Origin of the sequence: Pollutimonas nitritireducens, from assembly GCF_002849615.1 — a bacterium.
Taxonomy (GTDB): domain Bacteria; phylum Pseudomonadota; class Gammaproteobacteria; order Burkholderiales; family Burkholderiaceae_B; genus Pollutimonas; species Pollutimonas nitritireducens.
In genome coordinates, this window is record NZ_PDNV01000006.1 from 285,948 (window position 1) to 312,034 (window position 26,087).

Genomic DNA, 26,087 nt, shown 5'->3' on the forward strand with positions numbered 1-26,087 from the left:
AATTGCAATTGTTGTCATTCACGAATATATCCTTAACGTGCAATTTGGCCGCCGTCCACAACGAAACCCTGCCCCGTGGTCCATTGCGCCTCGTCACTCGCCAGATAGACTGCCATCGGACCGATGTCGCTTGGCCGCCCGAAGCGGCGCAAAGGAATTTGCCGTAAGCCCGCTGCGCAAGCATTCTCGTCCTGCATATAGGGCGCCGTCAGATCGGTTTCTATCCACCCCGGACATATAGCATTGACTCGCACCTTGTAACGCGACCACTCCATTGCGAGGCTCTTGGTCAACTGCATCATGCCCCCCTTCGTAAGACAATAGATGGAGTTGTCGGGTGCTCCGACGTGGCTGTATATCGAGGCCATGGTGATGATGCTGCCCTGCTTGCGCTCCGTCATGTGGCGCCCGATCGCCTGCAGGGTGTGAATCGCACCTATCAAGTTCACGTCGATCATGTGGTTCCATTGATCAGGCGTCCACTCGAGGAATGGGCGCAGTATGTTGACGCCGGCATTTACAACAAGGATGTCAATATGGACGAAACGTTCAATCGCTTCGACACTGGCTCGCGTCACTGATTCGGCCTCCGTAATGTCGAAAGCGTCGATCGCCACCTGGACGCCGTACGGCTCAATTTCTGCCCGGGTTTGCTCCAGTCCCGCCAAATCGCGCCCCCAAAGGACGATGTCGGCACCGGCCCGCGCAAGGCACGTAGCGACGTTTCGGCCAATACCACGGCTTGCCCCGGTTACGAGTGCCGTTTTTCCGGCCAAGTCGAACAAATTTATCTCCGTTGAAAGTGTCATGATCAGGAACCCCTCGTCGCGGTGAGCCGATCCCACGTGCCGGAGGTAAAGGGCTTCGCGCGCAATTCGTGCTTCATGACTTTATTGGTCGGCGTCTTGGGAAGTGCATCAACAAACTCTACGTAACGTGGTATGGCGTATCTGGGAAGACGCTCGCGGACAAACTCCACCAGCTCCTCAGGCGCCAGTTGTACGCCTTCGCGAGTCACAACAACGATTTTCAGGTCGTCGCCCCCCAACTCGCAAGGGACTGCAATAGCCGCTACTTCCAGTACTGCTGGCGCTTCGCCAAAGGCAAGCTCGACCTCGAATGCGGATACATTCTCGCCCCGCACCCGGATGGCGTCTTTAATGCGACCGGTGAAATAGAGTTCACCATCTGTGTCGAATCGACCAGTGTCACCAGTGTGGAACCAAAGATGCTTCCAGGACTCCACGGTTGCGGCCGCGTCGCCGTCGTAGCCCACCATTAACGCGCAAGACTCGGAGGCACGCACTAATATCTCCCCTTCTGTTCCGGCCGGCAGAGGCTGGCTGTGCTCGTCAGCGATGCGCACTTCAAAGCCTGGGGCTACACGCCCGGCACTGCCCGCCTTCGTAGAACCATGCGGGAGATAGCAAGGCACATTGGCCTCAGTGGATCCGTACCCTGAACGCAACTCAACGTCGAATCGCCGCTGAAACTCAATGAAGTCGTCCGCCGCCGCACCGATTCCCCACGCTACCCTGAGCGTCGAGCCTCGCTCATCCGCCTGCGTGGAGGATCTCAGCAGTATGCGCATAATTTCGCCTATGTAATAGAATGCCGTGCAACGATGTTCTCTTACGTCGAGCCAAAATCGCGAGGCACTGAAACGGTCTGTCAAAACCATCCGCGCCCCTGTCAAGAGCACAGGAATAGTCAGCATGGCCTGCGCCGTATTGTGAAAAAGCGGGAAAAAATTGTAGTAGACGTCTTCCGGGCCGAGCCGCATGTCGGCGGCGAGCATCCGTCCCAAGATGTACTGCTGCGCATGAGTTACCAGCACCCCCTTTGAAGGGCCCGTCGTGCCAGATGTGTTCATGACTGCACCGACGTCCGCGCCGCTCACCGCTTCGCAATCGGGTGGCGGAGAGTCGGACACTCCGGCTATAAAATCCGCATAGTGAAGTGCGTCAGAAGGCCAGACCTCGGATTCTCCTCCACCCAACACCAGCATTAGCGGTCTGGGACATACTTCCTTGAGTGCCACTTCCAACTGAGCTAAAAGCCCGCCTTCCACCACCACGGCGTCGATGGTGGAGCGCCTGAATGTATGGGCAATTTGCGGCGCCCTATAATCGACGTTGATAGGAACCTGTATGGCCCCCAAGCGTGATAGCCCAAACCAGAGATCAAAATACTCCAGGCAGTTGTGCAGAACGATGGCGACGCGGTCCCCCCTTTTTACACCGGCCGCGGCCAAAGCGTTTGCACAGCGGTTAGCGCGCCGGTCGGCATCGGAGTAGCTAACCCACTGTCCGCCAAAGTAGAGAAACGGCCTGTCGGGAGCAGCCTTTGCCTGGCGAGCGAGGATTTTTGCTGCCACCCGCTCTGCGAGCGGCAGCGGGTCGGCGGAAGGCGCCGCCAAACCGGCACCTGGAGGGAATCCAAAATGCAGAGGCTGAGCTGATTGGTCATTCATGGGATTAGTTCCGGGTCGAGATTTTTTACTAGGCAGTTCATACTGGTTCGATGGTAGCGAAGGCACTGTCCTCCACTTGCTTGATCAACGTTCATCCACTACCTTGCTAAGGGCGTGATCCGACCTATTAGCCCAGTAGCGTGCATACTCATTGACTACGCCGACATGGCGGCCAAATTCTCCTTCCAATGCAGGTCCACGTATGGCTGCAAGTCCCTCACCGCCCTCGACTATCGCAACATAATCCGATAACTCGTTGACGCTAGGCTCGTTGCGTATTAGCCTTAGCTGCCAGACCTGACCATGGTTGTCGTATGTGGCGCGCAATTGGCTGACGAGCTCGTCTACGCGTGTTTCCCGCAAGCCACCATAATGCAACAGCAGTAGCCGAGGTGCCTGCATGACAGGCGCCTCGCCCGGATAAACTTGCGTACCGCTTATACGCCAAAGGCCCCGCACTTTACGCAATATGCGCTTGGTCCACGGGCTGTACTTCTCGCCAGATATATTCTGATATTGCTGACCGGCCAGCACCAACGGCGATGTTAAATCGTAAGCTGCCATATAGCGCGGAAACCCGGCGAGGCAGACGTACCGCTGCGCCGTCTCGAATCCGTCAACGGCAGTACGCTCTGGCACATGTTCAGTGTCGTACCAGTCGTTGAACTCCTCGTCCATATCTGGCGGCGGCGCCATCGTCACCATCAGAAAGCCCTTTTGCGTCATGATTCCCTACCCCACTAAGCAGCGCGCTCCGGGACCAGCCCCGGATATTGAATGAATGCCCATTCATATATTACGACGCATCGCCCTATCAGTCAATACCTGCAGCGGATGGCTAAGCCTCGGCACAGCCAAGCTTTGGCGATAACCCACATAAACAGTCGGCCCTGAACAAATCAGTTTTTTGAAACGGGCAACGCGATGACTACCGTGCTAGGCATTGTTGCTCACCACCCCAGCCAAACAACAGTGCCAATATCAAGGCATAAAAAAGCCGCAAGCGGCGCAGCAACAGGCGGATGTTGTGGCCCGCACCGCACAAGATGGCGTGCAGCGCATCGCCTAACGCGCCTTTGAGCCAATTGCGGTCCAGCTTTCCTTCAGATTTCATGTGTCCGATGGTTGGTTCAATCGCACTACGCCGTTTGATCATGGCCTTTAAGCCTTTAGTCATCCCTCGGCGCTGGCCGGAGCGCAGGATTCGAATGTCCGGCACCTCCACGCCGCGATAGCCCTTGTCAACAATAGCCGTATGAATCGATGCATCGGCCAGGATTGCCGCCTGCTCCAGCGCCTCGGGCAAGGTGTGGCCATCGTAGGGGTTGCCAGGCATGGAGCGCGCGCCCAGCACAAAGCCTTCTTTCAAGGTCGTAGTGATGGACACCTTGACGCCAAACTCGTAAGGCGTGCGGGCTTTGCCCTTGCTGATACATTCAACTTCCGGTGCGTGCAGCGCATACAGCTTGTTCTTGTCTTTGGTGCGTTGCGCCAGAATCCGTTGCGTACGGGCCAACAGGTCCTCCAGTTTGGCGCGCGCGAGGCCAGTCACGGCATCCTTTTGCCGATCGATATCGCGCCAGACGCGCCCCACCCGGGAGCGCAGGGTACGCAAGGCTTTATTCATGCGTTTGAATTGGCGAGCGTGGGCATAACGGCCAACCTGTAGCGCCAGGCGCGGCGCCTCGCGGTTGTAGTTCTGGCGCAGTTGGATACCGCAGTCGCTGGCCGCCTTGACCAGGTGCTCGCGGCTGCGCTCAAGCAAGCGGGAATCGGTCGGATGCGCCACCGCTTTGGGCATGACAGTAGTGTCCACGATGACGTTTTTTAGGCTGCTCTGACGCAGTGCACCGCTACGCTGACCCGCCGCAATCGTCGCCGCCAAGAGTTCTTCCAGGCCGGCCTCACCCAAGCGTTGACGCCAACGCGTCAGACTTGACGGATCAATCGGCGCCTCGGTTTGCAGGTACGTCTCTCCGATGAACACCTGCCAATACGGGTTCTCCACCCAGCCCCACACCACATCCTCATTCGACAGATCAAAGGCGTGTTGCAAGTACAGCAAGCCGGCAATCAAGCGCGGGGAAGTGGCTGGGCGTCCACGCGGGGAGGTAAAGCCCTGGATGCACACCGCCGTGATGCGATCCCAATCGATCAGGTCGGCCAATTGAATCAAAGGGTGGTTCAGCTTGAGGTGTTCGCGTAGCGGATAACCAAACAACTGGCCGCTTTGCGGCGTTAAAGGCGTCGGACCCATAGAAAAACCCGGAGATATTTGCAGGAAAACGAGCCTCTATTATCTCAAATCCTGCAAATTCTCATAGCGGAAATTACCCCTAGATCCGCATGGATACTGGCTTGAAGTAATTGTTCAGGGCCGACTAAACAAGGTTACGCCGCCTAAAATAATAGCCCACAGAATTGGTTTCGCCCGAGTTTTCACCGTCTAAATTGGTGACGAGCGGTACACGCAATCGTCGAAAAATAATTCCTTCGTATCGGCTCCCTCAGGCCAAGCCTGGTAGGTCTCCGAACTTTTTCCAAAGGTCAGACGGAAACTCCGCCGTCTTATCCACTTCTTCGACCTGCAGGACGATTGCCATGCGAACTGACTTCGCAACACCGGCACCGGTAGCGGCTACCCTATTCAGCCGAAAACCCATTAAGCGAGCTTGGTCGGATGCAGCGCCTTAAGCACTAGAGGCTGCCCAGATATTGATCCACACAGTGCTCGTGCTTTCCGATTAGCTTCCAACATTGTCGACGCATCGGGCCGATTGTTGCAGCCTTAACGATGAAATGCCGTGGCTACAGATATAATAAGTCTCGCTTCGGCCATTGACTGGACGTTCATTCATAAGTATCATCACAGTTTTAGACCACTGTTGGCGTGAAGCATATGTCTGGCTCATTATCAGGAATTAAGGTTGTCGATCTAACCTCGGTAGTCATGGGTCCTTATGCGACCCAAATTTTCGGTGACATGGGGGCGGAGGTCATCAAAGTCGAGAGTCCATATGGCGATATCATGCGTCATATGGGTGCGACTGAGCATCCTCTAATGGGGCCGATTCACGTAACCCTAAATCGCAACAAAAGAAGTGTGATGCTGGATCTGCAACAGCCTGCTGCACGCGAAGCGTTGCTGCGCATCGTACGCAGCGCCGACGTTTTTGTGCATTCGATGCGTGCTGACGCCATCAATCGCCTGGGCCTGGGCTACGAAGCGATAAGCGAAGTACGGCCCGATATCGTCTACTGCAACGCTTATGGCTACGGCAAGGCGGGCCCATACAGCAATGAGCCAGCGTATGACGACATGATCCAGGGCATGTCCGGTCTGGCTGCGCTCAATACCGAATTGGCTGGAGAGCCTCGATATACCCCCACTATCATAGGGGACAAAGTCTCGGGTTTGACGATCGCCTATGCCGTCATGGGAGCCCTGGTTCACCGCGCCCGAACCGGGGAAGGGCAGGAACTCGAAGTGCCGATGTTTGAGTCGCTTGTATCTTTCATAATGGTCGAGCATCTGTGGCAACGTACTTACGATCCCGAACATGGATCGCTTGGCTATCCGCGCGTCTTGACGCAATTGCGCAAGCCGCACCGTACTACGGATGGGTACATCTGCCTGCTACCGTACACAGATCGCAACTGGGTTGACTTCTTCGAACTGGCCGGGCGGCCCGAGCTAGCCACTGATCCACGTTATACAACCGCAACGGCACGCAGTGTCAACTTCGATAGCCTTTACAAGGACCTAGGCGGCCTCATTGCGGGGCATTCGACTGAATGGTGGCTTGACCAATGTCGGCCACTGAGCATTCCCGTTGCACGAGTGAACAGCCTCGAGGACCTGCTCGACGATCCCCATTTGAATGAGGTTGGAATGTTCTTCAAGGCTGAGCATCCGCATCTTGGCGTCATCACGCAAGTAAAGCCGCCAGTGAACTTCGGCCGTACCCCGAGCGAGGTGCGCCGCCCAGCTCCCCGGCTTGGCGAGCACAGCCGAGACGTCCTTGTAGAGGCTGGCCTGAGTCAGGAAGAAGTAAATGGACTCGTGAACTCCGGCGCCACAGTCTGACGCCCCATCCACGCTCATGTGTCGAAAAAACGAGGCACTTGACTGGAAGTAAGGAGACCTCCAGATGCCCCGACTGCCTGGCGTGCAAACGGCGATTCTACATTTGAAGATCTAAGGCGCGGTGTGGCGACGGTTATCGAGCCGCCAGCCGACCCACGAATGTTGTGGGGCCTACGCTGGCCAACAAGATAGCACACACGACCTGGGCACTGGTGGCCCATGGGCGTGAGTGTCAGGGGGGATGGAACCGCTAAGCCGGTTTCACCCAATACACATTTATCCACTTTATAGAAAGGAGAGGATGCCGGAAAGGATATGCAAATCGAGTCGAGAAGTGATGGCAAGCGCGGTTGGTGCCGGCTGGGTCGAGTTGGAACGCTGTATGGGACTGGCACGGAGCCGAGTCCGCGTAGCATACGAGTTCCGACCGCTGCAGGGACCCATAAAGGCCAGCAATGAGCAGGCGGGATATAAGACTACAACCCGCTTGCCGAGCCACACATCCTAAAAACTCGATTGCTACACGGGAGGCCTCCATATGCGACACATGAGATTGCTGCAAAATGTTCTTGAAACGACCCTGGGCCGACCACTGGCAATGGCAGCTGTTGCTGCAACGTTGGCCGCTGCCTCTGCGGTGGCAGGTGCCCAGCCATCGTATCCCGATAAGCCGCTGCGCCTGGTCATGGGCTTCGCGGCCGGGGGCTCCGTCGACCCTATGGCCCGTACCATCACGCGGATGCTGGGCGAACGCTTGGGCCAGACGATAGTGCTCGAGCACAAGCCTGGCGCCGGCGGAACAATCGCGGTGGGTTCGGTAGTCAATGCCCCACCGGACGGTTACACGCTTCTGCTCAGTAACCCGGGACCGCTCATCGTTAAGCCCCAGGGCGATCCACTGTCCAAGCTCAGCGCCATAGGCCGGGTGGCCGACATGCCACTCGCCCTAGTGGTTCCAGCAGGCTCTCCCTTCAAGAATCTGCAGGAAATGGTCGTGTTTGCCAAGGCGAATCCCGGGAAGCTGACGTATGGGTCGGGAGGTTACGGCGCCACGACCCATATCGGCATGGAGATGCTTAAGCACGAGGCGGGGCTGGACATTGTCCATGTGCCCTACAAGGGCCAGGCGGCGGCAACACCGGACTTGATCTCCGGACGAATCGACATGCTGCTTGATGGCTGGAACTCGTCGATACCCAACGTGCAGAGCGGAAAACTCCGCTACCTGGGCGTTGCCACGTTGAACCGGTCGGCGATAAAGCCTGACGTACCGACAATAGCGGAGCAGGGCTTTCCAGGCTTCAACGCTGCCCTATGGTGGGGTATCTGGGCGCCAGCCGGTACACCCTCCGATGTTGTCGAGAAACTTGGACGTGAGCTTCAGGTCGTCACACAAACCGACGAGCTCAAGAACGTCTACAAACAATTGGGTGTGGATCCCCAGTCCAGCACGCCGGAACAGCTCACGGCCTTTGTCCATTCGGAGCAGGTCCGGGTTCAGAACCTCGTCAAGGATGCCAACATCAGGCTTGATTGAATCGCTCGGTGAGGTCAAGCGAGGTAATCCCGATGCGATGCCGGAGGCATTTTGCATCGTGGTGAAGGAGCCGGACATGGAACGTCCATTGTTCCATGCCGAGCGGCATGTAGGCCGCGAGATTGATGAAGCCTCAGGTCGCAAGGCCGGAGCTCTTAACGATGAATTTTGGAGTGAAAAATGAAACTTCACGATGGAGACGAACCGGACCTCGTCAAGCTGTCGAGACACGGCTCTGTTCTGACTATCCGCCTTTCCAGCCCTGACACCCGGAACGCCATTTCAATCGAACTTCGCGAGCAACTGGGACGCGCGATCGAGATCGCCGAGCGCGATACAACGGTGAGAGCCGTGTTTCTAACTGCAGACGGGCCCACCTTCTGCTCGGGGGGCGATCTTAAGATGCTGACCAAGCAATGCGATCCTTGGACGGTCCACAGGCGTTTCCGCAGCCTCAGCCGGTGGCTTGCACCACTGATTAATCTGGACAAGCCGGTCGTTGTAGGCATGCGCGGAGCGGCTGTAGGTGGCGGCATGGGTTTGGCATTGACCGGCGACATCATCATCGGGGGCGAGAGTGCCAAGCTGGTCGCGGGCTTCTTCCGCGTCGGTGTGATTCCCGATGTCGCCGCGATGTACCACCTGCCGCGATTGATCGGCATGGCACGCGCAAAGAACTTCATCTACAGCGGCGGCACCCTGTCGGCGCAGGAGGCCCTGGAACTCGGGTTGTTCGCCAAAGTTGTTCCCGACGACGAGGTGGAGGAGGCTGGCCTCGCCGAAGCGATGCGTCTGGCCGAGGGGCCTGCCGAAGTCATGGGCCTCGCCAAGAAAATGATGGCGCGCAGCTTTGAAACCAGTCTGGCAACTATGTTGGATCTAGAGGGCTATGGTCAGGTTCTTGCCCAATCCAGTCCAGAGTTCCACGAAGGCATCAGCGCCATACTCGAGCGGCGTATCCCGGAATTCGCCCGTGCATCAGCCAAAGCAGCATTGGGGGGCGACGCCTCTCGAACCGAATCGTAATGGATGAATGAGGCGGTTCAGCGACTGCGCAGCCCCGTATATGCTGTGTGGCGGCCAGGACCGTCATGTCCAAATAGCACTCAAGAAAGGATACGAAGCATGTTTACCAATGACACCCTGAAAGGTCGGAGCGCTCTGGTTACGGGCGGTGGGAGCGGGCTGGGACTAGGCATTGCCACCGCCTATGCACAGCTTGGAGCGAACGTCATGATTGTCGGCCGCAATGAAGAGCGCCTGGAGTCGGCCATTGAACACCTGAAGAAAAGCGGCGGCTCTGTCGCAAGCATGAAGTGCGATGTGCGGAACTACGACGAGGTCAAGGCGGCCGTGGAAGCGACGGTATCCCGTTTCGGGCAGTTAGACATCATGGTCAACAACGCGGCGGGCAACTTCATCTGCCCTACCTCGGAACTTTCGCCCAATGGTTGGCGCACCGTCATTGATATCGACCTGAACGGTACGTTTTACGGCTGTCATGCGGCGTATCCTCATCTACAGAAATCCCCCTTCGGCGGTTCCATCATCAGCATCATCACGATGCTCGGCGTGACTGGGTGGCCGCAAGCGGCGCATGCATCGGCGGCAAAAGGGGGAATTCTCTCGCTTTCCAGGACGCTCGCTGTGGAATGGGGCGCTGACAACATTCGCGTGAACACTATCTCGCCTGGACCGATCGGCGATACCGAAGGAGTGAAGCGCATGTATATCGATGTTGGCCGCGGCGAAATGGAGGCGCAAAAAACGGCGCTAGGCCGCTTCGGCAAAACGATCGATATCGCCAATGCCGCTGTATTTTTGGCGTCGGGCCTTGGTGAATATATCACTGGCGAAAACCTGATCGTCGATGGTGGGAGGTGGCTCAAGCAGATCGCCCCCAGCACGCTAGGCGCAAAAGCTTAAAAAATCTTTGAACAAGCCACCGCATCGGAAGTGTCTGTGCGACCCATCGGTCGGCTTGACCAAACCCCATCGAGCCTCAGGCCTTCATCCGTGAGCTCGCCATGTCACACAACACGTTCGGGCTCTCCGACGAATAATGCATGAGCTGCCCGATCTGTTAGCGCCAGCACTGACGATGGCAGGCTGTTTGAAGTACGGAACGCTCACAGGGTTCTGGTTGACGTATCGTGTGGCCCCAAGCAATCTGGCTCTCGGAAACAGGACCGAGTAGGGCTCAATTTTTTACGCGACAGACTAATTTAATTTGAATGGAGAAACGATTTTGACTCAAGAATCCAGGCGCGGCCATTACTTCGAAGATTTCGAGATTGGCCAAGAATTTCTCACACCCGCCCGAACAATCACTTCGACGGACATCGTTAACTTCGCCTGTCTGACCGGCGATTTCAATGAGGTCCATACAAATTTCGAATACTGCCGTCAAACCCAATTTGGCGAACCCATTGCACACGGTCCACTGGTTTATGGGATTATGGGCGGCCTGCAATATGCCAGCGGTATTAATGATGGCACGCTGTTGGCGCTGCTACAGATCGATGGCTGGAAGATGCTGGCACCGGTTAAGCATGGCGACACAATCCGTTTGCGGGCTCGCGTTGTAGAGAAGAAGGAATCGAGTAAGCCCGACCGCGGTGTAATCAGCTTCGAACGGGAATGCATCAAACAGGACGGGTCGATCGTTCAGCAAATGAAGGCGACCCTGCTGTATCGCCGTAGGCCAACTGCATAAAACACGATTGCGCTGTGATGCACTTGAGTGCGACCGCTGAGCGGTAGGCGGTCGGCTTGGTCACGTCGACTTCAAGGAGGACCCGGTCCCTTGTTAATGCAAGGCCACCGTATTGCCTTTTAACATGCAAGGGTACAAATCACTCCTGCATAGCAATAAGTCTTTTATTTTTTGCCGTTTTTTACAGAGATCAAGATATGCGAACCAAGATTTGCGAAATGCTCGGTATTGAAATTCCGGTCTTTGCGTTCTCCCATTGCCGTGATGTGGTGGTGGCGGCATCCAAGGCCGGCGGTATTGGGGTGTTCGGCGCAGAAATGTTTACGCCGGAGCAATTCGAACTCGAGTTGAAATGGATCGAAGAGAATATCGATGGGCGGCCGTATGGTATCGATGTGATATTTCCGACCACATATCAGGATATGTCTGCCTGGAAGGACGCCTCGCTTGAGGAAGTCATTCCTGCTACACACCGGGATTTCGTCGAGGATCTCTTGAATAAGCATAGCGTTGCGCACCTACCTGAGGACGAAGAAGAAGATATGGTGCGCGAGCGGCTCAGCAGAGGTCGGGGGACACCTGTGGAAGCGGCATCAATGCTTGAGGTCGCATTCAAATTTGCTGGGGTGAAACTCCTGGTGAGTGCTGTCGGAGCGCCCCCACGAGAGGCTGTCGAAAGGGCGCATCGTGCTGGAATCAAAGTGGGTGGGATGGTTGGAGCGGTGGAGCATGCACAGCGCCAGCGCGACGCCGGAGTCGATTTCGTCGTCGCGCAGGGTTATGAGGCGGGAGGCCACACCGGGGAGATCGGCACAATGGTGTTGACTCCGTCGGTGGTCCAGGCAATGGGTGATTTCCCGGTTTTGGCGGCCGGGGGGATCGCATCCGGACGTCAGATGGCAGCGGCCATGGCGATGGGGGCTCAAGGAGTTTGGTGTGGTTCCGTCTGGTTGCCCACCGTTGAAAGCGATTTGTTGCCTGAGGTGAAGGCTAAGCTGCTGGCTGCGAAATCTCAAGATACGTTGCGCACCCGTGCCTACACGGGTAAGCCCGCACGAGTACTGAAAAGCGGGTGGAGCGATGCCTGGGAAGCTGAAGGTGCTCCGAAGCCGTTGATGCGTCCATTGCAGCATTTGCTGTCACGGCCGGCGACAAAGCGTATTGAACGGGCTCGGTCCAAAACCTTAATATCCACGCCCGTAGGTCAAGTGGTGGGGCAGTTTCGGCACGAGCTGACTGTCAAGCAGGTCTATGCAGAGATGATCAGCGAATTTATCGATGCCGTTGAGGGCATGACGAGGTTGCTTGAATCGTAATATCAATGCTTTGCGAAGATCTGGTTGAATCCGCAACTGCCCAAGCGCTACAACCATAAAAATCAAAGAAACTGAGGAAACAATATGACACTTGGTAACTTTTCACTCCGTGCGGTTATGGCCTTGGCCGCATCAACAGTCGCATTCTCTGCGCAAGCCGAAACGTACCCGACTCGCGAAATCACTATGGTCGTAATTGGTCCTCCCGGCGGCGCCACCGATCAGGCTGCTCGGCTCGTGGCGAATCGTATGTCGGAGCGACTCGGCAAACCTGTGGTCGTCAATAACAAACCGGGCGCCGGGGGCAATATCGCCTCGGAGTACGTGGCACGGTCCAACCCTGACGGCTATACCATTATGCTGGGTACTCAGGGAACTCATGCATTCAACCAGTATCTCTACAAAGACCTTCGTTTCGATCCGGCGAAGGACTTTGTACCCGTTCGAGGCGTGCTCTCGCTGCCCAGTGTTCTTGTAGCCAATCCTTCCACTCCATATACGAGCGTCAAGGAACTTGTCGATTACGCGAAAAAGAATCCTAACAAAATAGCATCTGCTTCCGCCGGAATGGGAACCGGAACGCACCTTGCTCTAGCTCTTTTCAATAAGGTCGCGGGAACTGAAACCATGCATGTCCCCTATAAGGGCAGTTCGTTTGTAATCACCGACTTGGTGGGCGGACGGGTAGACTTCGCTTTCGATTACCCGGTGGGTGCGTTGCAACTGATACATTCGGGCAAGCTCCGTGCGCTTGCAGTGGCAGGGGCCAATCGCTTTCCGTTATTGCCCGATGTTCCGACTCTGGCGGAATCGGGCTATCCGGAAGCCGAATTCACCACTTGGTTTGGATTGTTCTTCCCTGCTAACACGCCGGCACCCATTGTCGACCGCTGGAGGACAGAACTCGACAGTATCGTGCAGGAGCCATCGTATGCTGAGGCTGCGCTACGGATCGGTGGCGAACCGTTCCAATCGGGCGGGGAGTTCGCGGCCTATGTAAAGGCCGAGCGCATCAAGGCGCGGGAACTGGTGCTAAGCACCGGCGCCAAGGTTGAGTAATCAAGTATAGCGAGAGGCCCTGGAATGATCGGACGCGGGCTACAAGCATTGGAATAAAAAAGTGGAGATTCACTTATGAATAGATCTGACGAACCTCGGCGTCTGCTGCATACTCGCAATGTCACATGCCAGGGATTTCTTCGTGATGACGGCGACTTTGAAATCGAGGCCTCCTTGCAGGATATCAGCGGTGAAGGAACGCACTTGTTGCTTAAGAGCCTAAGCGCGGGCGAGTTGATGCACGACATGCTGATTATCATGGTGCTGGGGCAAGACCTCGTCATACGAAAAGTCTCGGCTGTCACCACGGCCGCCCCGTCTCCCGAATGTCCGCGAGCCGCTGCCGTATACGAAAAGTTGGAAGGGCTTCAAATCGGCCCAGGTTTTTTTCGTGCGGTCGGCGAACGCATACCAATCGCATGCGGTTGCACCCATCTCACAGAACTGCTTAAGCACATGGCCACAACAGCCTATCAAACTGCTTTTACGCATCGCCGTGCGACGAGCAGTGCAGCTGCTCAGACAACGCAACTCGCCGATACTTGCTACGCTCATCGCGCGGGCGGCATCATATCCCGTAAGCTCAAAAGCGCGGATGAAGAGCAGAACGCGGCGACGACGGATATGGGTTAAATCACCCTGCATCTGCTTACCCGGTATCGTCTCAAAACGAACGATCGGCCTCAGCCTCCCGATGCTTGTAGCCGTCCAAAAATTCCTTAAGCTGGGTGAGGCCACCCGGATAACCGCATTCCTGAATCTCTCGCAACAACACAGCTGCCAGAATCCAGTGAGGCCGAGCCGCTTCGATCCTTCCATGCAGATAGCCCTAGAACGGATCTGACTTCGTTATTCTTGCGTCCCGCGCCTTGTACTGCTGCGCATCGGCCTTGTGCAGATATCGCCTGATGGTGTTGCGGGACAAGCCACCTTCGCTCTCTACCGAATGCCGAGACCTCGACGTGCCATTACCTTGATCTCCAATGCTTGCTCCTGAGTGAACATTGTCGGTATGCGGTAGCAAGAAAGCCACCATCATTGCCCAGATGGGTCAGAACTTCCGACGAAGGGAGGTGCGGACGTTGTCCTGGACTGGTTCTATGTTGCAATTCCCATGTGCCGCCGACTCCATGGGGCTGAGGGAGTCCAGTGAGAACCTGATACGGTACTCTATCGCCCCCCGATCGATGGGCGTGCTCCTACGGTCAACCACGGGTGTAATGCAATAGCGCTCGTCAGGCTCTCATATGACTAGAAACGCCATGTTCTCTTCGTGCTCCGCCGCGCGACGCCTGAAACGAATGGTTATCCAATCAATTTTAACTGATTCAGATCTCATTACTATCATTAAATCTTAGGTAAGAACACAAAAAAACTGAATCGACAATGCCACGCTGGCTATTTCTCCTGTACACCGCCAGATCTGCAAAACACTTGACTTTGGTCATGCTGGTAGATAACATCAAAATCGAATGATCATCCATTTATTTCGAGGTATAGTCACTTCGTCATATTGAATCACCTGGAACGACAAGCAGGCCGACGGCTCGCATGGATGGATTCGAGACTCCCTTGCCATATGCAACTCCCGGGGAAGCATACTGATTCGGCACAACGTAACATGTGTCATCCTCGCGTCGCTTTTATGCGAGAGCGGAGCATCAGATCGTCCCCTCCCCTATTTTCTTGAAGAAATGTGTTATGAAATTCTGCCATACCGAATTACCTTCACCTCGATTACGACCTGCTAATGCGCCCCTGCCCCTGCAAGGGCTGCGAGTCATTGATTTTTCACATTTCATTGCGGGCCCCTACTGCGCCATGATGCTAGCGGACTTCGGTGCTGAGGTAATTAAGATCGAGAATGGTGATGGGGGCGATGCCTTTCGCAACTATCCACCGCTCCTCGAAGGAGAGGGAGTGCCTTACCTGTGGGCGAATCGGAATAAGCGAAGCCTCGCCTTGAACTTGAAGTCTTCACAAGGCCGCGATATCGCCCTTGGTCTAATTAACACTGCAGACATTGTTATCGAAAACTTTTCGACCGGAGTGATGAAGCGACTTGGGTTGGATTATGAGTCGCTGCAATATAAGGACGCGATTATTTACTGCTCTATATCTGCTTACGGCCGAGAAGGCCCCTATGCCCACAAAACGGGCTTCGACCCTATTGTTCAAGCTGAAAGCGGCTTCATGTCCATGAACGGCTTGCCCGACCAGGAGCCGTTACGCGCTGGACCCTCAGTAGTGGACGTAACAACCGCTCTCATGGCGTGCAGCGCCATTCTTGCCGCAGTGATTGCCCGCCACCACACGGGCAAAGGACAGTACGTCGAAACGACCATGATCGGTACGGGCATTAATCTGCTCGGTAACTTCTCGTCGGCTTTTCTGGCGACCGGAGATAATCCCGATCGGTTCGGAAATGCTCAGCCAACCGCTTGCCCGGTTGGCCTCTTTCACACGGCGGATGAACCAATCTATCTTGCATGCGCGAACGACAAAACATACCAATGTTTAATGACCAAAGTGCTACAAATGCCCGATCTCGCGACAGATCCACGGTATAGCTCCAACACCTTGCGCCGGGAGAACCGGGAGACACTTCTGTCGCTGATAGCCACAGTACTCAAGAGCCGTTCACGTTCAGAGTGGCTTGATCTCATGCATAGCTCGGGTGTTCCTGCTGGTGCGATTCGCACTGTGGAACAAGCCTTACTATCGCCGGAGGTATCAGCTCTCGATCTAATCAGCAAGGTTTCCAGTGACACCGGCGGTGCAGTCCCAAACGTGGCTCTGCCAATAACATTGTCAGCTACGCCTCTAGCGGATCCCGTATGCGCTCCAGCTTTGGGGGCACACACGGACGACGTGCTGCGGGAGTTACTCGGATACGACGAGAAGCGTCTTCAGGATTTAAGGCGCGCCGGAGTCATTGGTGCATTACCTATGCAAGCTAATGTTTGACCTTTCGCCTACGAGGCTCGCCCGCCACATACCGCGTGCCGTGAAATTCATCAAAAATCGCGAATTGCACCTATGGAGACATGAAATGATAACGATCAGCAACACTGGGTTCGGACTTCCTGACGAAGAGATAATGACTGATAACAGGATCCTCCCGATGCTTGCAGAAATTATGCGGAGCAGAAAGATTCGGGAGCTGGATGCCAATCGCTGTCCGTTATTGCCCGAGATTCCGACTCTTGCGGAATCGGCTATCCGGAAGCCGAATTCTGTTCTTCCCTGCTAATACGCCGGCACCCAGTGTTGAACGCTGGAGACAGAACTCAACAGGCCCTGGAATGATCCGATGCGGGCTACAAGAATTGGAATAAAAAAGTGGAGATTCACTGGTGAATAGATCTGACCAACTTCGGCGTCTGCAGCATACTGGCAATGTCGCACGCCAAGTACTGGCCCGTTCTGTAGGATACCGCTTGCCAATTTTGACGCCGATGTCGTCGTGCTAAACCGCACGAAACGAGAACCGGAAGAATGCAAAATTGACCGCGGAGCGATAGCCCAGAGCAGTCGGTCAAAGCAGCATGGTCGCCGGCTGAAATTAAAGTAAGCCGCTTGACCTGCGCAGATTCCTCCCGACCCGTACGAGAATGCCAATGTACGGAACTATGTAGAACCGATGTTGACACGCTGGGCTGCCGGCCGATAAGCTGCCAGTCCTAGCTTTCGGCCCGAAGCGATGCCGGCATGCTTGGCACGCGGTCGTTTGCCCAGCTTAACCGGCATTTCACTGATACCACTTGGAGGAATCGTGGACAACCCACTTCCCATGGCTATATCCAACGCTGATTCTGCGCCCTACTGGGACGGCGCTAAAAGGCGACAACTCCTAATCCGTCGTTGCAAGGACTGCAATACGCTTCACTTCATGCCCAGGTATATCTGTCCGACATGCTGGTCTGATTCGCTTGAGTGGGTAGAAGCTTCCGGAGCCGGAAGCGTATACAGCTATACCATCATCCGGCGCGCGCCGCTTCCGGCCTTTGTTTCGCTTGTTCCGTATGTTGTCGCACTGATCGAGCTGGAAGAGGGCGTTCGCATGTTGACGAATATCGTCGGCGACAATGCGCTTTCCGTGCGAATCGGTGATGAAGTAAGAGTTACTTTCGAAGAGCGTGGCGACGAGACTGTGGTTCCGCAATTCCAGCTTGCGGTCCGTTAAGAGGTTGAAGATGAAAAGCGTAAAGTCATTGAAAAACAAAGTTGCGATCGTCGGGGTCGGTGAGTCGGATATCGGAAAGGTCCCGAATATGTCCGGCCTCGGGCTTAATGCTCAGGCGGCCCGCCGTGCTATCGCGGAAGCAGGATTACGCCCATCTGACATCGATGGACTGCTGACCGCCTACTCTTTTACCGAGCCTTACTTCATGTTGGGATCGGTGATGTGCGAGTATCTGGGATTGAAACCTCGATTTACTGCGTCGATGGTTGTCGGCGGGGCAAGCCCGGGCATCATGCTGAAACACGCTGCGGAAGCGATTGTCTCCGGGCAGGCTGAAATTGTTCTCGTATGCGCTGGGGAGAACCGTGCAACGGGAATCTCACGTGACGCGGCAGTCGCCTCGCTGCTTGCAGTCGGCCATCCATACTTTGAGCAACCGTATGGGCCGTCCATTCCCGGTTTCTACGCCATGGTCGCCCAAAGGCATATGCATACTTATGGAACGACCCGCGAGCAACTTGCACACGTAGCGGTCGGCACGCGCGAGCACGCCTGCAGGCACCCCAACGCGCACATGCGTACGCCGTTGACCGTTGAGCAGGTGCTGTCGTCCAAGCCGATCGCAGATCCCTTGACCATGCTCGACTGCTGCCTTATTTCTGACGCCGGCGGCGCTTTTATAGTGACCTCTGCTGAACGGGCAATGGATTTGAAGGCAAAGCCTGTCTTTCTTGCGGGCATTGGAGAATATCACACGCATGAGCACCTTATGTGCGCGCCCAGTCTGTCAGAGTTCGGGGCAACCGAATCCGGCCGCGTCGCGTACGACATGGCTGGTGTAACTCCTAAGGATATCGATGTTGCGGAACTTTATGATTGCTTCACCATTGTGCCGGTGATTGAGCTTGAGGAGCTTGGGTTCTGCGGGTTGGGTGAAGGCGGAGCCTTTTTTGCTGACGGACACACGCGCCTCGGTGGCAGCCTGCCTGTGAATACTCACGGCGGCATGCTGTCTCATGCGCACGCAGGTGCAGCAGGTGGCCTATTCGGTATTGTCGAGGCCGTGCGACAGCTTCGTGGCGGGCTGGGCGAACGTCAGGTCGAGAGTGCGGAGATCGCTTTAGTGCATAACGAAGGCGGTATCCTGTCTTCCCACTGCACCATGATCTTCGCCAACCAGCGGATCTAACTACGCTAGTCGATGTTGTTAACCCGAAAGCGCGTTTTTATACGTGCTTCGGGGCAATTCCCTTAGTGAGAAACTGCAGGATTCGAGATAACTAACGCTCATTTTTCTGCAACGTTTCCCGGTTTTTGAATAGGCCCGAAGCCGGCATCACCTCGACTATGCGAACCGTTTCGCCCAACGCAGCGAATCATTCTTGCTTGCGTGCGGTGGCCAGTTACAGCATCAAACCGGCGGCGGTGAGAAGGCGTGACCTGATGCCCGCCATCGCGGCCCGATAGTAGTGCGCTTGCGCCAAATGGCTCTTGTCCACGCGCCCTTGCCTTTGACTCGCTGAGCATCAGCGTACTTGCGTCGCACGTGTGCCTAGCACCCGAGCAGCGTGACCGATCAGCGGCCAATTTCGTTGTAGCCGCCCTAGCCGTTGTCAATGGCCATTACTTTTGACCCTTTTAATTGGCCATTAACAGCCGTCGACCATCAAGTACTCGCCCGCCAGCCATCAAGCAAGCGCTTGGGGACCTGCCATCTTCGCTCATTATTACTTTGCGCACCGACATTGTTTCTCTATCGCAAGCACCATGAACATGTGATAGAACACGATAGGGAAAATACATCTAGTGTTTCGCAATTACTCGAGGGTGATCTGCCCGTCCCGAATAATGCGTCCCCATCTCTCAGTTTCCGTGTGAAGCAGCGTGCGCAGCGCTTCCGCATTGCCCGGCTGCAGGACCACACCGCGCTGAGCCACCGCAGCGCGCAGCTCAGGATCCGTCGTCGCCTTATATAATGCATCCCCGAACCGTCGAAGGACTGCTGGATCCGTTCCTTTAGGTGCGAATACGCCTTGCCAAAATACACCAACCACTCCGGGATAAGTCTCCGCCAGAGCCGGCACGCCCGGAAGCATATCGAGGGGGTTCTCGGACGTCACGGCAAGAATGCGCCCCTTTCCCGAGCTGACAACCGCAGCGGCGTCAGCCGGTGTGGCAAACGTCGCGTCAATGTGCCCACCTTGTAGGTCAACGAGCGTCGGCGAGGCGCCTTTGTAGGCCACCTGAACGACGTTAATATTCGCTTCTCGCTTGAAGAGTTCGAGCAGCAAATGATTGACAGCACCAATGCCGGAGATACCCACCGTCAATTTTGCTGGATTTTCCTTCGCATACTCGACAAATTGCTCCAGGGAGCTAACAGGAAGGCCGTCGCGAACAAGAAGCGCAAACGGTGTGAAATACGCAGTGCCTACTGGTTCTAATACCTTCAAAGGTTCACGCGGCTCAAGGTTGGGCTGGAGAATTGGATTGATGACAAGACTGCTCGTGCCCATAAGCATTGTGTAACCGTCTGGCTTCGCTCGTATCACATGAACTGACGCAATTGAAGTCGCTGCGCCGGGCTTGACTTCAATCACGACACTTTGGCCCAGTTCCGCGCTTATTTTTTCATTTATCAAGCGAGTCATGGTATCGCTAAGCCCCCCCACGGCATAACCACTGACAGTCGTGATCGTTCTAGATGGGTAACTCTCCGCGCGCGCAACACCCCCATGCAAGCACAGGTTCAATGCTAAAGCCGCTAATAAAAATTTTCCAGTTTGCTGCATATTTGTCTCCCGTTTGTCGTTGATAAGTTCGCGCACGATGAATGCGAATGTCGAAGTGCAAAATCGCGTTCGATAGTTGCGGTATTTCATTTGGCTGCCTTCTACGGCTCAAACATGTATTTCATCTACGGCATTTTGTGCTCACACACCAATTTCATCGCATTACGCCGCGATCGCTCGCTTTCCTCGAGACCTACCTAGTGCAGTGATACCACGTCGTTCATCATGATCCTTGGACTCAGTATCACACGCTCATCATAGTGTGTGATTATATTAAATGGACGTTCATTCATTGTTGTGGACTGCTTACTTGCTGTCAATGCATAGGCGGCGGCAATGTTATGGGGAAAACCTGCACTGCATCAAGCACGGCAAAGTGATATTACGCAATTTCGCGACTGCGGGGTTGTGTAGGTGAACCGCCGTAGCGTGGGGGCCAGCTATAACCAGCCGTGGCGAGTCGAGTATGAATGCGCCCCAGTTAATTCATCGGGTTTTCCAACCTTGAGGGGATTGCGCACTTATCGCGCTTTCAAGGTCATCCCGTTGCGCGGGATGGGCGATGCTTATCATGCGGTCGATACGCTGCGAAAGCGTCAAGCCCCTAAGGTCGGCAATGCCATGCTCGGTCACGATTACACAGGGGCAGTTGCGGGGCACCGTAACCGGCCCATTCAATGATGTGACAATACGGCTCTTGTCATAAGCCATTGACGGCAGCGCAATGATGGGCACGCCGCCTTTACTTGCATTGGCACCCCGCAGAAAATCTACCACGCCGCCCACAGCGCCTAGGTAATTGCCGCCTGCTGTTTCTGCATTGACCTGTCCGGTGAGATCTACTTCTATTGCCGAATTGACGGCGGTAAAGCGATTAAGCCTCGCAAGCACGTCGGCGTTGTGTGTGTAAGCCGTACTGCGCAATTCTAATTGCGGATTGCGATGCGCAAAGCGCCTTAGCCGTGGACCGCCCATCAGTATGCCGCCGATCGTCAAGCCTACGTCCACTCCTTTTCGTGCATTCGTTAATGCGCCGCACTCGGCAATCCTGATGATACCTTCCCCGAGACTACCCGAGTGCAGGCCGAGGTCTCGATGATTGACCAGTGCGGCCAGAATGGCGTCTGGCATGGATCCGATGCCAGTTTGCAGTGTTGCGCAATCTTGCACGATAGATGCTACGTTACGCCCGATCGCTATAGCTATAGGCCCAGGTTCATCGATTTCAAGGTTAGTGCTGCAGTCCTCGGTTTCACTTTCAATTAGGAGATCTATCTCGTGTTCGTGCAAATAGGGGCCACCATAAGTCCATGGCGTTGACGGGTTTACCTCGGCGAGAATAGCGCGAGCGTTGTGGAGCGCCGACACAAGATACTCGCGTGCCATGCCGAGGCTATATCGCCCCTGCTTATCGGGGAGGGATAACTGGAGCATGACAATATCGGCTCGCAGCGAGCCGTTCTCGAGTAGCGAGGGTATCGCGGAATAGTTCTCCGTAATGATGTCCAACACGCCTGCCTTGGACAGTTCGCGGTTTGAGCCGGTGCCACAATAGGCAAGGTAGTCGAACGTATCGGCATACTCGGGCCGCAGAATATCTTGGAGGCCCTGTCCCATCCCAAGAAAAAGACGAACTCTGCCAATGGCGTGACGCTGGGCAGCGAGTGCGCGAAGCAGAGTCAGAGGCTGGGCGTCCGCTTGCCCGAATGTGATTGTATCGCCGGGCCGAATGTACTGCGCTAGGTTAGGCGTTGATGCTGGACACATATTGCGAGCAGTCCCAAAGTGATGATAGTCAGCATGCGTGCTTGCCGAGGGCCCGTCAATTTTTCCTTGACCTCGTTCCGTGCTTCGGGATCCGATCTTTGGTTATGTCCTTGCTCATGGTGTATCTTCCTATGTTGCACTCACAACTCGCCATTGAAATCCGCCAGCAGATCTTGAAACTGTTCCGCAGCTTTGACCAGCTTAGGCGTAATCAACTTTCTTTCCGCGGCAAGGTCTGGCTGAATGCGGGCTCTGCCGCAACTCATGCTCATAACAATGCCTTTTCGGCCAATAACTACAGGCAGCGCGATGCCATACGCATCGCGCTGGAAGCCGGCAAGCACGGAACATATGCCGGTCTGCTCCAACTCGACGAAGCTGGCCTCAATTTCACACATCAACGAATCAGCGGTAGATCCCGCGTTACGGCGCAACAGTTCAAGCAGATGCTCGCGCTCATGTACCGGTAGACCCCACATATAGGCCCGACCTATCGACGTGCTGCCTAGCGGCAAAAGCGACCCCACGCCCAGCCGTAGGGTCCCTACTTTGTGGCTTGCCTGGTAGCCAACGTAAAGCATCTCAAGCTCGTCGCGGATACTGAGGGCTACTGAGACATCGAGCTCATCAGCGAGCTTTTGCAGAAAAGGGCTGGCAATCTGCAACAGCTCGTTCCCCGCAATATACGCGTGTCCGATACCCGCTGGCGCGGGGCCTAGTTCAAACTCCCGCCCGCCAGGAACGTGCCTGAGGAACCCCTGATTAAGCAGCGTGGTGGTCAGGCGCGAAATGGTCGACTTCGGCAGCCCCGTGCGCCGCACGAGTTCGGCATTTGAGAGCGGTGCGCGATCGGAGCGAAACGCGCGCAACACTTGCATACCACGCCGCACAGTCAGGACCGTTTCCCTAACGGGGTCCGCCTTGTTGATCATCATTGAGACACCTTTTGACGGATGGACGCAGCCATCGCGACTAGTTGCGGGCCAATCTCCCGCTCCACCCTTGAGCGCGTCATCGTCTGGCTGGATCCTATGCACGTCAATACCAACGGGGCGTAATCTTTCACCAGCATCGGCGCGGCGACAATACCAATCTCACTATCCCATTCGCCGAGCGAGGTACAAAATCCCATCTGGCTTACTTGTGCAAGCCCTTCGAGAGCCCTGCGGCGCAGCCGCGGCCAGTCCAGCGGCATTCGCCGTTCGATATTTTCCAAAAGGTAATAGCGCTCAAGTTCCGGCAATCCAGCCAACAGCGCCCACCCCACGGGAGAAGACGCAATACTGAGCCTAACGCCGACGTGCAGGTTGAATGTAAGCGTTGACTCTACACTTCTATAATTCTCAAGTACGATCATGTCAAGCCGCTCACGCGAGCTTAAACTCACATGTACTTTATGACGTTCCGCGAATGATTGCATGCATACGTAGGCCACTTGCTGTACTTCAGAATTGGCAGTTGCACCATACCCGAGCGTCAGGGCAGACGGAGCCAGCCGATACTTGCGGTTCTTTGCATCATGGCGCAGGTAACCTAGCGTCACCAGTGTCTGCACAATCCGGGTAACCGTAGAGGCTGGCAACTTGGTCCGCATGGCCAGATCGCTATTGCCCAGCCACTTCTTGTCAGGTGTGAACGCTGCCAAAAGCTCGAGGGCACGGGCAAAAGGCACCACGACGCCTCGCGACGAACTTGACTTAGGCGAGCTAGTTGTTAACATGATCCACTCTAGTGATGTGCCGCCGCGTGCGCACGGAAGTGCCCGGCTACCGAGGCTGCTATAGCCCAAGTCTAACCGCCCGCCAACCAATTCGCCGATAAAATGAGGGCTGTTCCGCGATGACAGGATCGCGCTGATTCTTTGTCCACGTGCTGCATGGCGCGCACGGCAATGACGGCGGTTCGCATCTGTATGGCCCAAGCCAAGCACAGGTTTTTTCTCGCCAGCTCTGTGTCGGATATTTTGCTGCGACGGCGCCCCGGGTTATCCGGCGTGTTAGTCTCTGCCACCGTAATCGCACGTCACAACGTGTCTCATTGCGGACGAGAACCGGCCGTCCTACCTGGCTTAATGCAAGGATGGATCAGCCGGCTGGCGCATCGCGGCGGTGGAGGTCTAGACTCGTTCGAAAATCGCGGCGATCCCCTGCCCTCCGCCAATGCACATTGTTTCGAGCCCATAGCGCGCTCTGCGGCGTTTGAGCTCGTGCAACAATGTCGTCATAATCCGCACTCCTGTGGCGCCCACGGGATGTCCTAAGGATATCCCAGAGCCATTGACATTGAGGCGGTCTTCAAGCTCGTCCATAGAACTGCCCCAGCCCTTAACGCACGCAAGCGCCTGGCAGGCAAAAGCCTCATTCAACTCGATCAAATCCATCTGGTCAAACTTCAGGCCTGTACGAGCCAGCAGTTTCTGAACCGCCGGAACCGGGCCTATCCCCATATGCGAGGGCTCGCATCCTGCCGCGGCCCACCCGACCAGCCATGCAGAAGGCTCCAGCCCGAGTTCATGCAGCTTGTCTTCGGCAACCACCAGACATGCAGAGGCGGCATCGTTCTGCTGGCATGCATTAGCCGCTGTCACGACACCATCGCGGACTATTGAATTGAAGCCGGCAAAACCCTCGATAGTGGCATCTCCGCGTACGCCTTCGTCACAGTCAACAACGACGGGGTCTCCCCGGCGCTGTGGAACCTTGACGGCCACTATCTCATCGGAAAACAAGCCCTTCTTCCAGCCAGCTGCAGCGCGTATATGACTGCGCACCGCGAAAGCATCAGAGTCCTCGCGTGTGATGTCGTAGTCTCGCGCCAAGTTTTCCGCTGTTTCGATCATGCCGCTGATACTGCCAAAGCGAGCTTCCGGCTGCGAGCGCTCCCTACCCCTATCCAGCCGATCATACAGATTTGCCGAGCCCGCGCGCGTACCCCACCGCATCCCGGTAGTGTAGTACTCGACATTACTCATGCTTTCCACCCCGCCTGCCATGACAACATCCGCCGCGCCGGTCTGTACCATCATCGCCGCAGTGGCCACGGCCTGCAATCCGCCGCCACACCGGCGGTCTAGCTGCATGCCAGGGACTTCTATCGGAAAACCGGCCTGCAAAGCCACCCAGCGACCCGTGCAGGGTGTCTCTCCATTCATGTAGCTCTGCGCAAATATCACGTCGTCAATGCGCGCAGGATCCAGGCCGGCGCGCTCGACAACGGCACGCGCGACAATAGCGCCTAATTCCTCAACAGGCATACTCTTCAGCCCTCCTCCGAACTTGCCTACGGGCGTTCGCAGCGGAGAGACAATAGCGGCTCGCTTCATCAAAACTTCCTTGGCGGCCTCGCGCCGCGTTCATGTGTTTACAAAAGGGTCAGCTTGTGGCGCTGCCCAAGTTAACCGTAGCGGCCCCCTGTCACGTGCAGTACTTCACCGCTAATGAAGGCGGCGCACTCGCTGGCCAGAAACGCAACCGCGTTGGCCACATCGTCCGGATGGCCGGCCCGTTTGACCGGCTGAGACTGTATTGCCCGTTCCTTGATGGTTTCGTATGTGGGCAGGGCCTGCACCATCTCGGTATCCATGAAGCCGGGCGCGACGCAGTTGGCCGTAATGCCGTAGCGGCCCTCTTCAAGTGATAGCGCCTTTGCCATGCCAATCAGTCCCGCCTTTGCCGCGGAGTAGTTTGCCTGCGTAGGGTTGCCGAAATGGGCACGTGAACTTATATTAATGATGCGTCCCCAACCCTGTTCTATCATTGATGGCATCACCGCCCGTGTCGCGAGGAACGCGCCCTTTAGCATGACGTTCATAACTTGATCCCAGTCGTCTTCCGACATCTTGACCAAGTATTTATCACGCGGGAAGCCGGCGTTGTTGACAAGAATATGAACGTTTCCGAATGTGCTCACGGTTTCTTCCACCAAGCGCTCTACATCCTGCGCCCGCGTTATATCGCCCGCAACGCAGTGAGCGCTCAGGCCCTCGTCTCGCAACGACGCCGCCACCTCCTGCGCAGAGCCTTCGGTGATGTCTGTAATAACCACGCTTGCGCCTTCCCGCGCTAGCCGACGGGCCGTCGCCGCACCAAGACCACGCGCCGAACCGGTTACGATAGCTACTTTTCCTTTAAGTCCTAGATCCATTTTTTTTCCGT

Annotated in this window: 22 protein-coding genes; 12 read left to right on the top strand and 10 right to left on the bottom strand. The window is 55.8% G+C overall.

Annotation, left to right across the window (positions count from 1 at the left end):
• Window positions 1-32: 32 nt before the first annotated feature.
• The 4 genes from CR155_RS11090 to CR155_RS11105 form a co-directional block, all read right to left on the bottom strand.
• On the bottom strand, window positions 33-809 hold the full coding sequence (locus tag CR155_RS11090) for an SDR family NAD(P)-dependent oxidoreductase (RefSeq protein ID WP_233214158.1): 777 nt from the start codon (window positions 807-809) through the stop codon (window positions 33-35).
• 2 nt (window positions 810-811) lie between these two features.
• Window positions 812-2,473: an AMP-binding protein gene (locus CR155_RS11095; RefSeq protein WP_102070085.1), complete on the bottom strand. Its 1,662-nt coding sequence runs from the start codon at window positions 2,471-2,473 to the stop codon at window positions 812-814.
• Between the two features lie 84 nt (window positions 2,474-2,557).
• Window positions 2,558-3,199, bottom strand: a complete 642-nt coding sequence (locus CR155_RS11100; RefSeq protein WP_233214160.1) for a DUF4286 family protein — start codon at window positions 3,197-3,199, stop codon at window positions 2,558-2,560.
• Between the two features lie 202 nt (window positions 3,200-3,401).
• Window positions 3,402-4,730, bottom strand: coding sequence for an IS5 family transposase (locus CR155_RS11105; RefSeq protein ID WP_102070086.1), 1,329 nt, complete (start codon window positions 4,728-4,730; stop codon window positions 3,402-3,404).
• A 642-nt stretch (window positions 4,731-5,372) separates the two neighbouring features.
• Between CR155_RS11105 and CR155_RS11110 the strand changes: the two genes are divergently transcribed.
• The 12 genes from CR155_RS11110 (at window position 5,373) to CR155_RS11175 (ending at window position 18,563) form a co-directional block, all read left to right on the top strand.
• Complete coding sequence (locus CR155_RS11110) at window positions 5,373-6,560, top strand: CaiB/BaiF CoA transferase family protein (protein ID WP_102070087.1); 1,188 nt, start codon at window positions 5,373-5,375, stop codon at window positions 6,558-6,560.
• A 547-nt stretch (window positions 6,561-7,107) separates the two neighbouring features.
• The gene (locus CR155_RS11115; RefSeq protein WP_158238260.1) at window positions 7,108-8,097 is read left to right on the top strand and encodes a Bug family tripartite tricarboxylate transporter substrate binding protein; all 990 of its coding nucleotides are present in this window, start codon (window positions 7,108-7,110) and stop codon (window positions 8,095-8,097) included.
• Window positions 8,090-8,281, top strand: coding sequence for a hypothetical protein (locus CR155_RS11120; protein ID WP_102070089.1), 192 nt, complete (start codon window positions 8,090-8,092; stop codon window positions 8,279-8,281). Before CR155_RS11115 ends, CR155_RS11120 begins: the two co-directional genes overlap by 8 nt.
• Window positions 8,278-9,123: an enoyl-CoA hydratase/isomerase family protein gene (locus tag CR155_RS11125; RefSeq protein WP_102070090.1), complete on the top strand. Its 846-nt coding sequence runs from the start codon at window positions 8,278-8,280 to the stop codon at window positions 9,121-9,123. Before CR155_RS11120 ends, CR155_RS11125 begins: the two co-directional genes overlap by 4 nt.
• Window positions 9,124-9,222: 99 nt before the next feature.
• Window positions 9,223-10,023 (top strand): SDR family oxidoreductase, encoded by an 801-nt coding sequence (locus CR155_RS11130; RefSeq protein WP_102070091.1) that lies wholly within the window; start codon window positions 9,223-9,225, stop codon window positions 10,021-10,023.
• A 304-nt stretch (window positions 10,024-10,327) separates the two neighbouring features.
• Window positions 10,328-10,813 (top strand): MaoC/PaaZ C-terminal domain-containing protein, encoded by a 486-nt coding sequence (locus CR155_RS11135; RefSeq protein ID WP_233214162.1) that lies wholly within the window; start codon window positions 10,328-10,330, stop codon window positions 10,811-10,813.
• Between the two features lie 218 nt (window positions 10,814-11,031).
• Window positions 11,032-12,129, top strand: coding sequence for a nitronate monooxygenase (locus CR155_RS11140; protein ID WP_233214169.1), 1,098 nt, complete (start codon window positions 11,032-11,034; stop codon window positions 12,127-12,129).
• 84 nt (window positions 12,130-12,213) lie between these two features.
• The gene (locus CR155_RS11145; protein ID WP_102070093.1) at window positions 12,214-13,188 is read left to right on the top strand and encodes a Bug family tripartite tricarboxylate transporter substrate binding protein; all 975 of its coding nucleotides are present in this window, start codon (window positions 12,214-12,216) and stop codon (window positions 13,186-13,188) included.
• Between the two features lie 75 nt (window positions 13,189-13,263).
• Window positions 13,264-13,821, top strand: a complete 558-nt coding sequence (locus tag CR155_RS11150) for a DUF2889 domain-containing protein (RefSeq protein ID WP_102070094.1) — start codon at window positions 13,264-13,266, stop codon at window positions 13,819-13,821.
• Between the two features lie 1,068 nt (window positions 13,822-14,889).
• A complete protein-coding gene (locus CR155_RS11160; RefSeq protein ID WP_102070095.1) occupies window positions 14,890-16,155 on the top strand; it encodes a CaiB/BaiF CoA transferase family protein in 1,266 nt (421 codons plus the stop codon).
• 808 nt (window positions 16,156-16,963) lie between these two features.
• Window positions 16,964-17,374, top strand: coding sequence for a Zn-ribbon domain-containing OB-fold protein (locus CR155_RS11170; RefSeq protein ID WP_233214171.1), 411 nt, complete (start codon window positions 16,964-16,966; stop codon window positions 17,372-17,374).
• 10 nt (window positions 17,375-17,384) lie between these two features.
• Window positions 17,385-18,563, top strand: a complete 1,179-nt coding sequence (locus tag CR155_RS11175) for a thiolase C-terminal domain-containing protein (RefSeq protein ID WP_102070098.1) — start codon at window positions 17,385-17,387, stop codon at window positions 18,561-18,563.
• A 628-nt stretch (window positions 18,564-19,191) separates the two neighbouring features.
• Here CR155_RS11175 and CR155_RS11185 read toward each other — a convergent pair.
• From CR155_RS11185 to CR155_RS11210, 6 genes are all read right to left on the bottom strand, one after another.
• On the bottom strand, window positions 19,192-20,256 hold the full coding sequence (locus CR155_RS11185; RefSeq protein WP_102070099.1) for a Bug family tripartite tricarboxylate transporter substrate binding protein: 1,065 nt from the start codon (window positions 20,254-20,256) through the stop codon (window positions 19,192-19,194).
• Window positions 20,257-20,652: 396 nt separating this feature from the next.
• A complete protein-coding gene (locus CR155_RS11190) occupies window positions 20,653-21,933 on the bottom strand; it encodes an acetyl-CoA hydrolase/transferase family protein (RefSeq protein ID WP_102070100.1) in 1,281 nt (426 codons plus the stop codon).
• A 140-nt stretch (window positions 21,934-22,073) separates the two neighbouring features.
• Window positions 22,074-22,868: an IclR family transcriptional regulator gene (locus CR155_RS11195; RefSeq protein ID WP_102070101.1), complete on the bottom strand. Its 795-nt coding sequence runs from the start codon at window positions 22,866-22,868 to the stop codon at window positions 22,074-22,076.
• Entirely contained in the window at window positions 22,865-23,653 is a 789-nt protein-coding gene (locus tag CR155_RS11200) for an IclR family transcriptional regulator (RefSeq protein WP_102070102.1), read from the bottom strand. The genes CR155_RS11195 and CR155_RS11200 overlap by 4 nt, the downstream gene beginning before the upstream one ends.
• A gap of 396 nt (window positions 23,654-24,049) precedes the next feature.
• Complete coding sequence (locus CR155_RS11205) at window positions 24,050-25,255, bottom strand: acetyl-CoA C-acetyltransferase (protein ID WP_102070103.1); 1,206 nt, start codon at window positions 25,253-25,255, stop codon at window positions 24,050-24,052.
• A 71-nt stretch (window positions 25,256-25,326) separates the two neighbouring features.
• A complete protein-coding gene (locus CR155_RS11210) occupies window positions 25,327-26,076 on the bottom strand; it encodes an SDR family NAD(P)-dependent oxidoreductase (RefSeq protein WP_102070104.1) in 750 nt (249 codons plus the stop codon).
• Window positions 26,077-26,087 lie beyond the last annotated feature (11 nt).

Coding starts and splice junctions, on each gene's coding strand:
- CR155_RS11205 (WP_102070103.1), bottom strand. CDS start 25,255: ATGAAGCGAGCCGCTATTGTCTCTCCGCTGCGAACGCCCGTAGGCAAG.
- CR155_RS11095 (WP_102070085.1), bottom strand. CDS start 2,473: ATGAATGACCAATCAGCTCAGCCTCTGCATTTTGGATTCCCTCCAGGT.
- CR155_RS11195 (WP_102070101.1), bottom strand. CDS start 22,868: ATGATGATCAACAAGGCGGACCCCGTTAGGGAAACGGTCCTGACTGTG.
- CR155_RS11110 (WP_102070087.1), top strand. CDS start 5,373: ATGTCTGGCTCATTATCAGGAATTAAGGTTGTCGATCTAACCTCGGTA.
- CR155_RS11130 (WP_102070091.1), top strand. CDS start 9,223: ATGTTTACCAATGACACCCTGAAAGGTCGGAGCGCTCTGGTTACGGGC.
- CR155_RS11115 (WP_158238260.1), top strand. CDS start 7,108: ATGAGATTGCTGCAAAATGTTCTTGAAACGACCCTGGGCCGACCACTG.
- CR155_RS11100 (WP_233214160.1), bottom strand. CDS start 3,199: ATGACGCAAAAGGGCTTTCTGATGGTGACGATGGCGCCGCCGCCAGAT.
- CR155_RS11200 (WP_102070102.1), bottom strand. CDS start 23,653: ATGTTAACAACTAGCTCGCCTAAGTCAAGTTCGTCGCGAGGCGTCGTG.
- CR155_RS11160 (WP_102070095.1), top strand. CDS start 14,890: ATGAAATTCTGCCATACCGAATTACCTTCACCTCGATTACGACCTGCT.
- CR155_RS11090 (WP_233214158.1), bottom strand. CDS start 809: ATGACACTTTCAACGGAGATAAATTTGTTCGACTTGGCCGGAAAAACG.
- CR155_RS11185 (WP_102070099.1), bottom strand. CDS start 20,256: ATGAAATACCGCAACTATCGAACGCGATTTTGCACTTCGACATTCGCA.
- CR155_RS11105 (WP_102070086.1), bottom strand. CDS start 4,730: ATGGGTCCGACGCCTTTAACGCCGCAAAGCGGCCAGTTGTTTGGTTAT.
- CR155_RS11125 (WP_102070090.1), top strand. CDS start 8,278: ATGAAACTTCACGATGGAGACGAACCGGACCTCGTCAAGCTGTCGAGA.
- CR155_RS11150 (WP_102070094.1), top strand. CDS start 13,264: ATGAATAGATCTGACGAACCTCGGCGTCTGCTGCATACTCGCAATGTC.
- CR155_RS11145 (WP_102070093.1), top strand. CDS start 12,214: ATGACACTTGGTAACTTTTCACTCCGTGCGGTTATGGCCTTGGCCGCA.
- CR155_RS11190 (WP_102070100.1), bottom strand. CDS start 21,933: ATGTGTCCAGCATCAACGCCTAACCTAGCGCAGTACATTCGGCCCGGC.
- CR155_RS11140 (WP_233214169.1), top strand. CDS start 11,032: ATGCTCGGTATTGAAATTCCGGTCTTTGCGTTCTCCCATTGCCGTGAT.
- CR155_RS11175 (WP_102070098.1), top strand. CDS start 17,385: ATGAAAAGCGTAAAGTCATTGAAAAACAAAGTTGCGATCGTCGGGGTC.
- CR155_RS11210 (WP_102070104.1), bottom strand. CDS start 26,076: ATGGATCTAGGACTTAAAGGAAAAGTAGCTATCGTAACCGGTTCGGCG.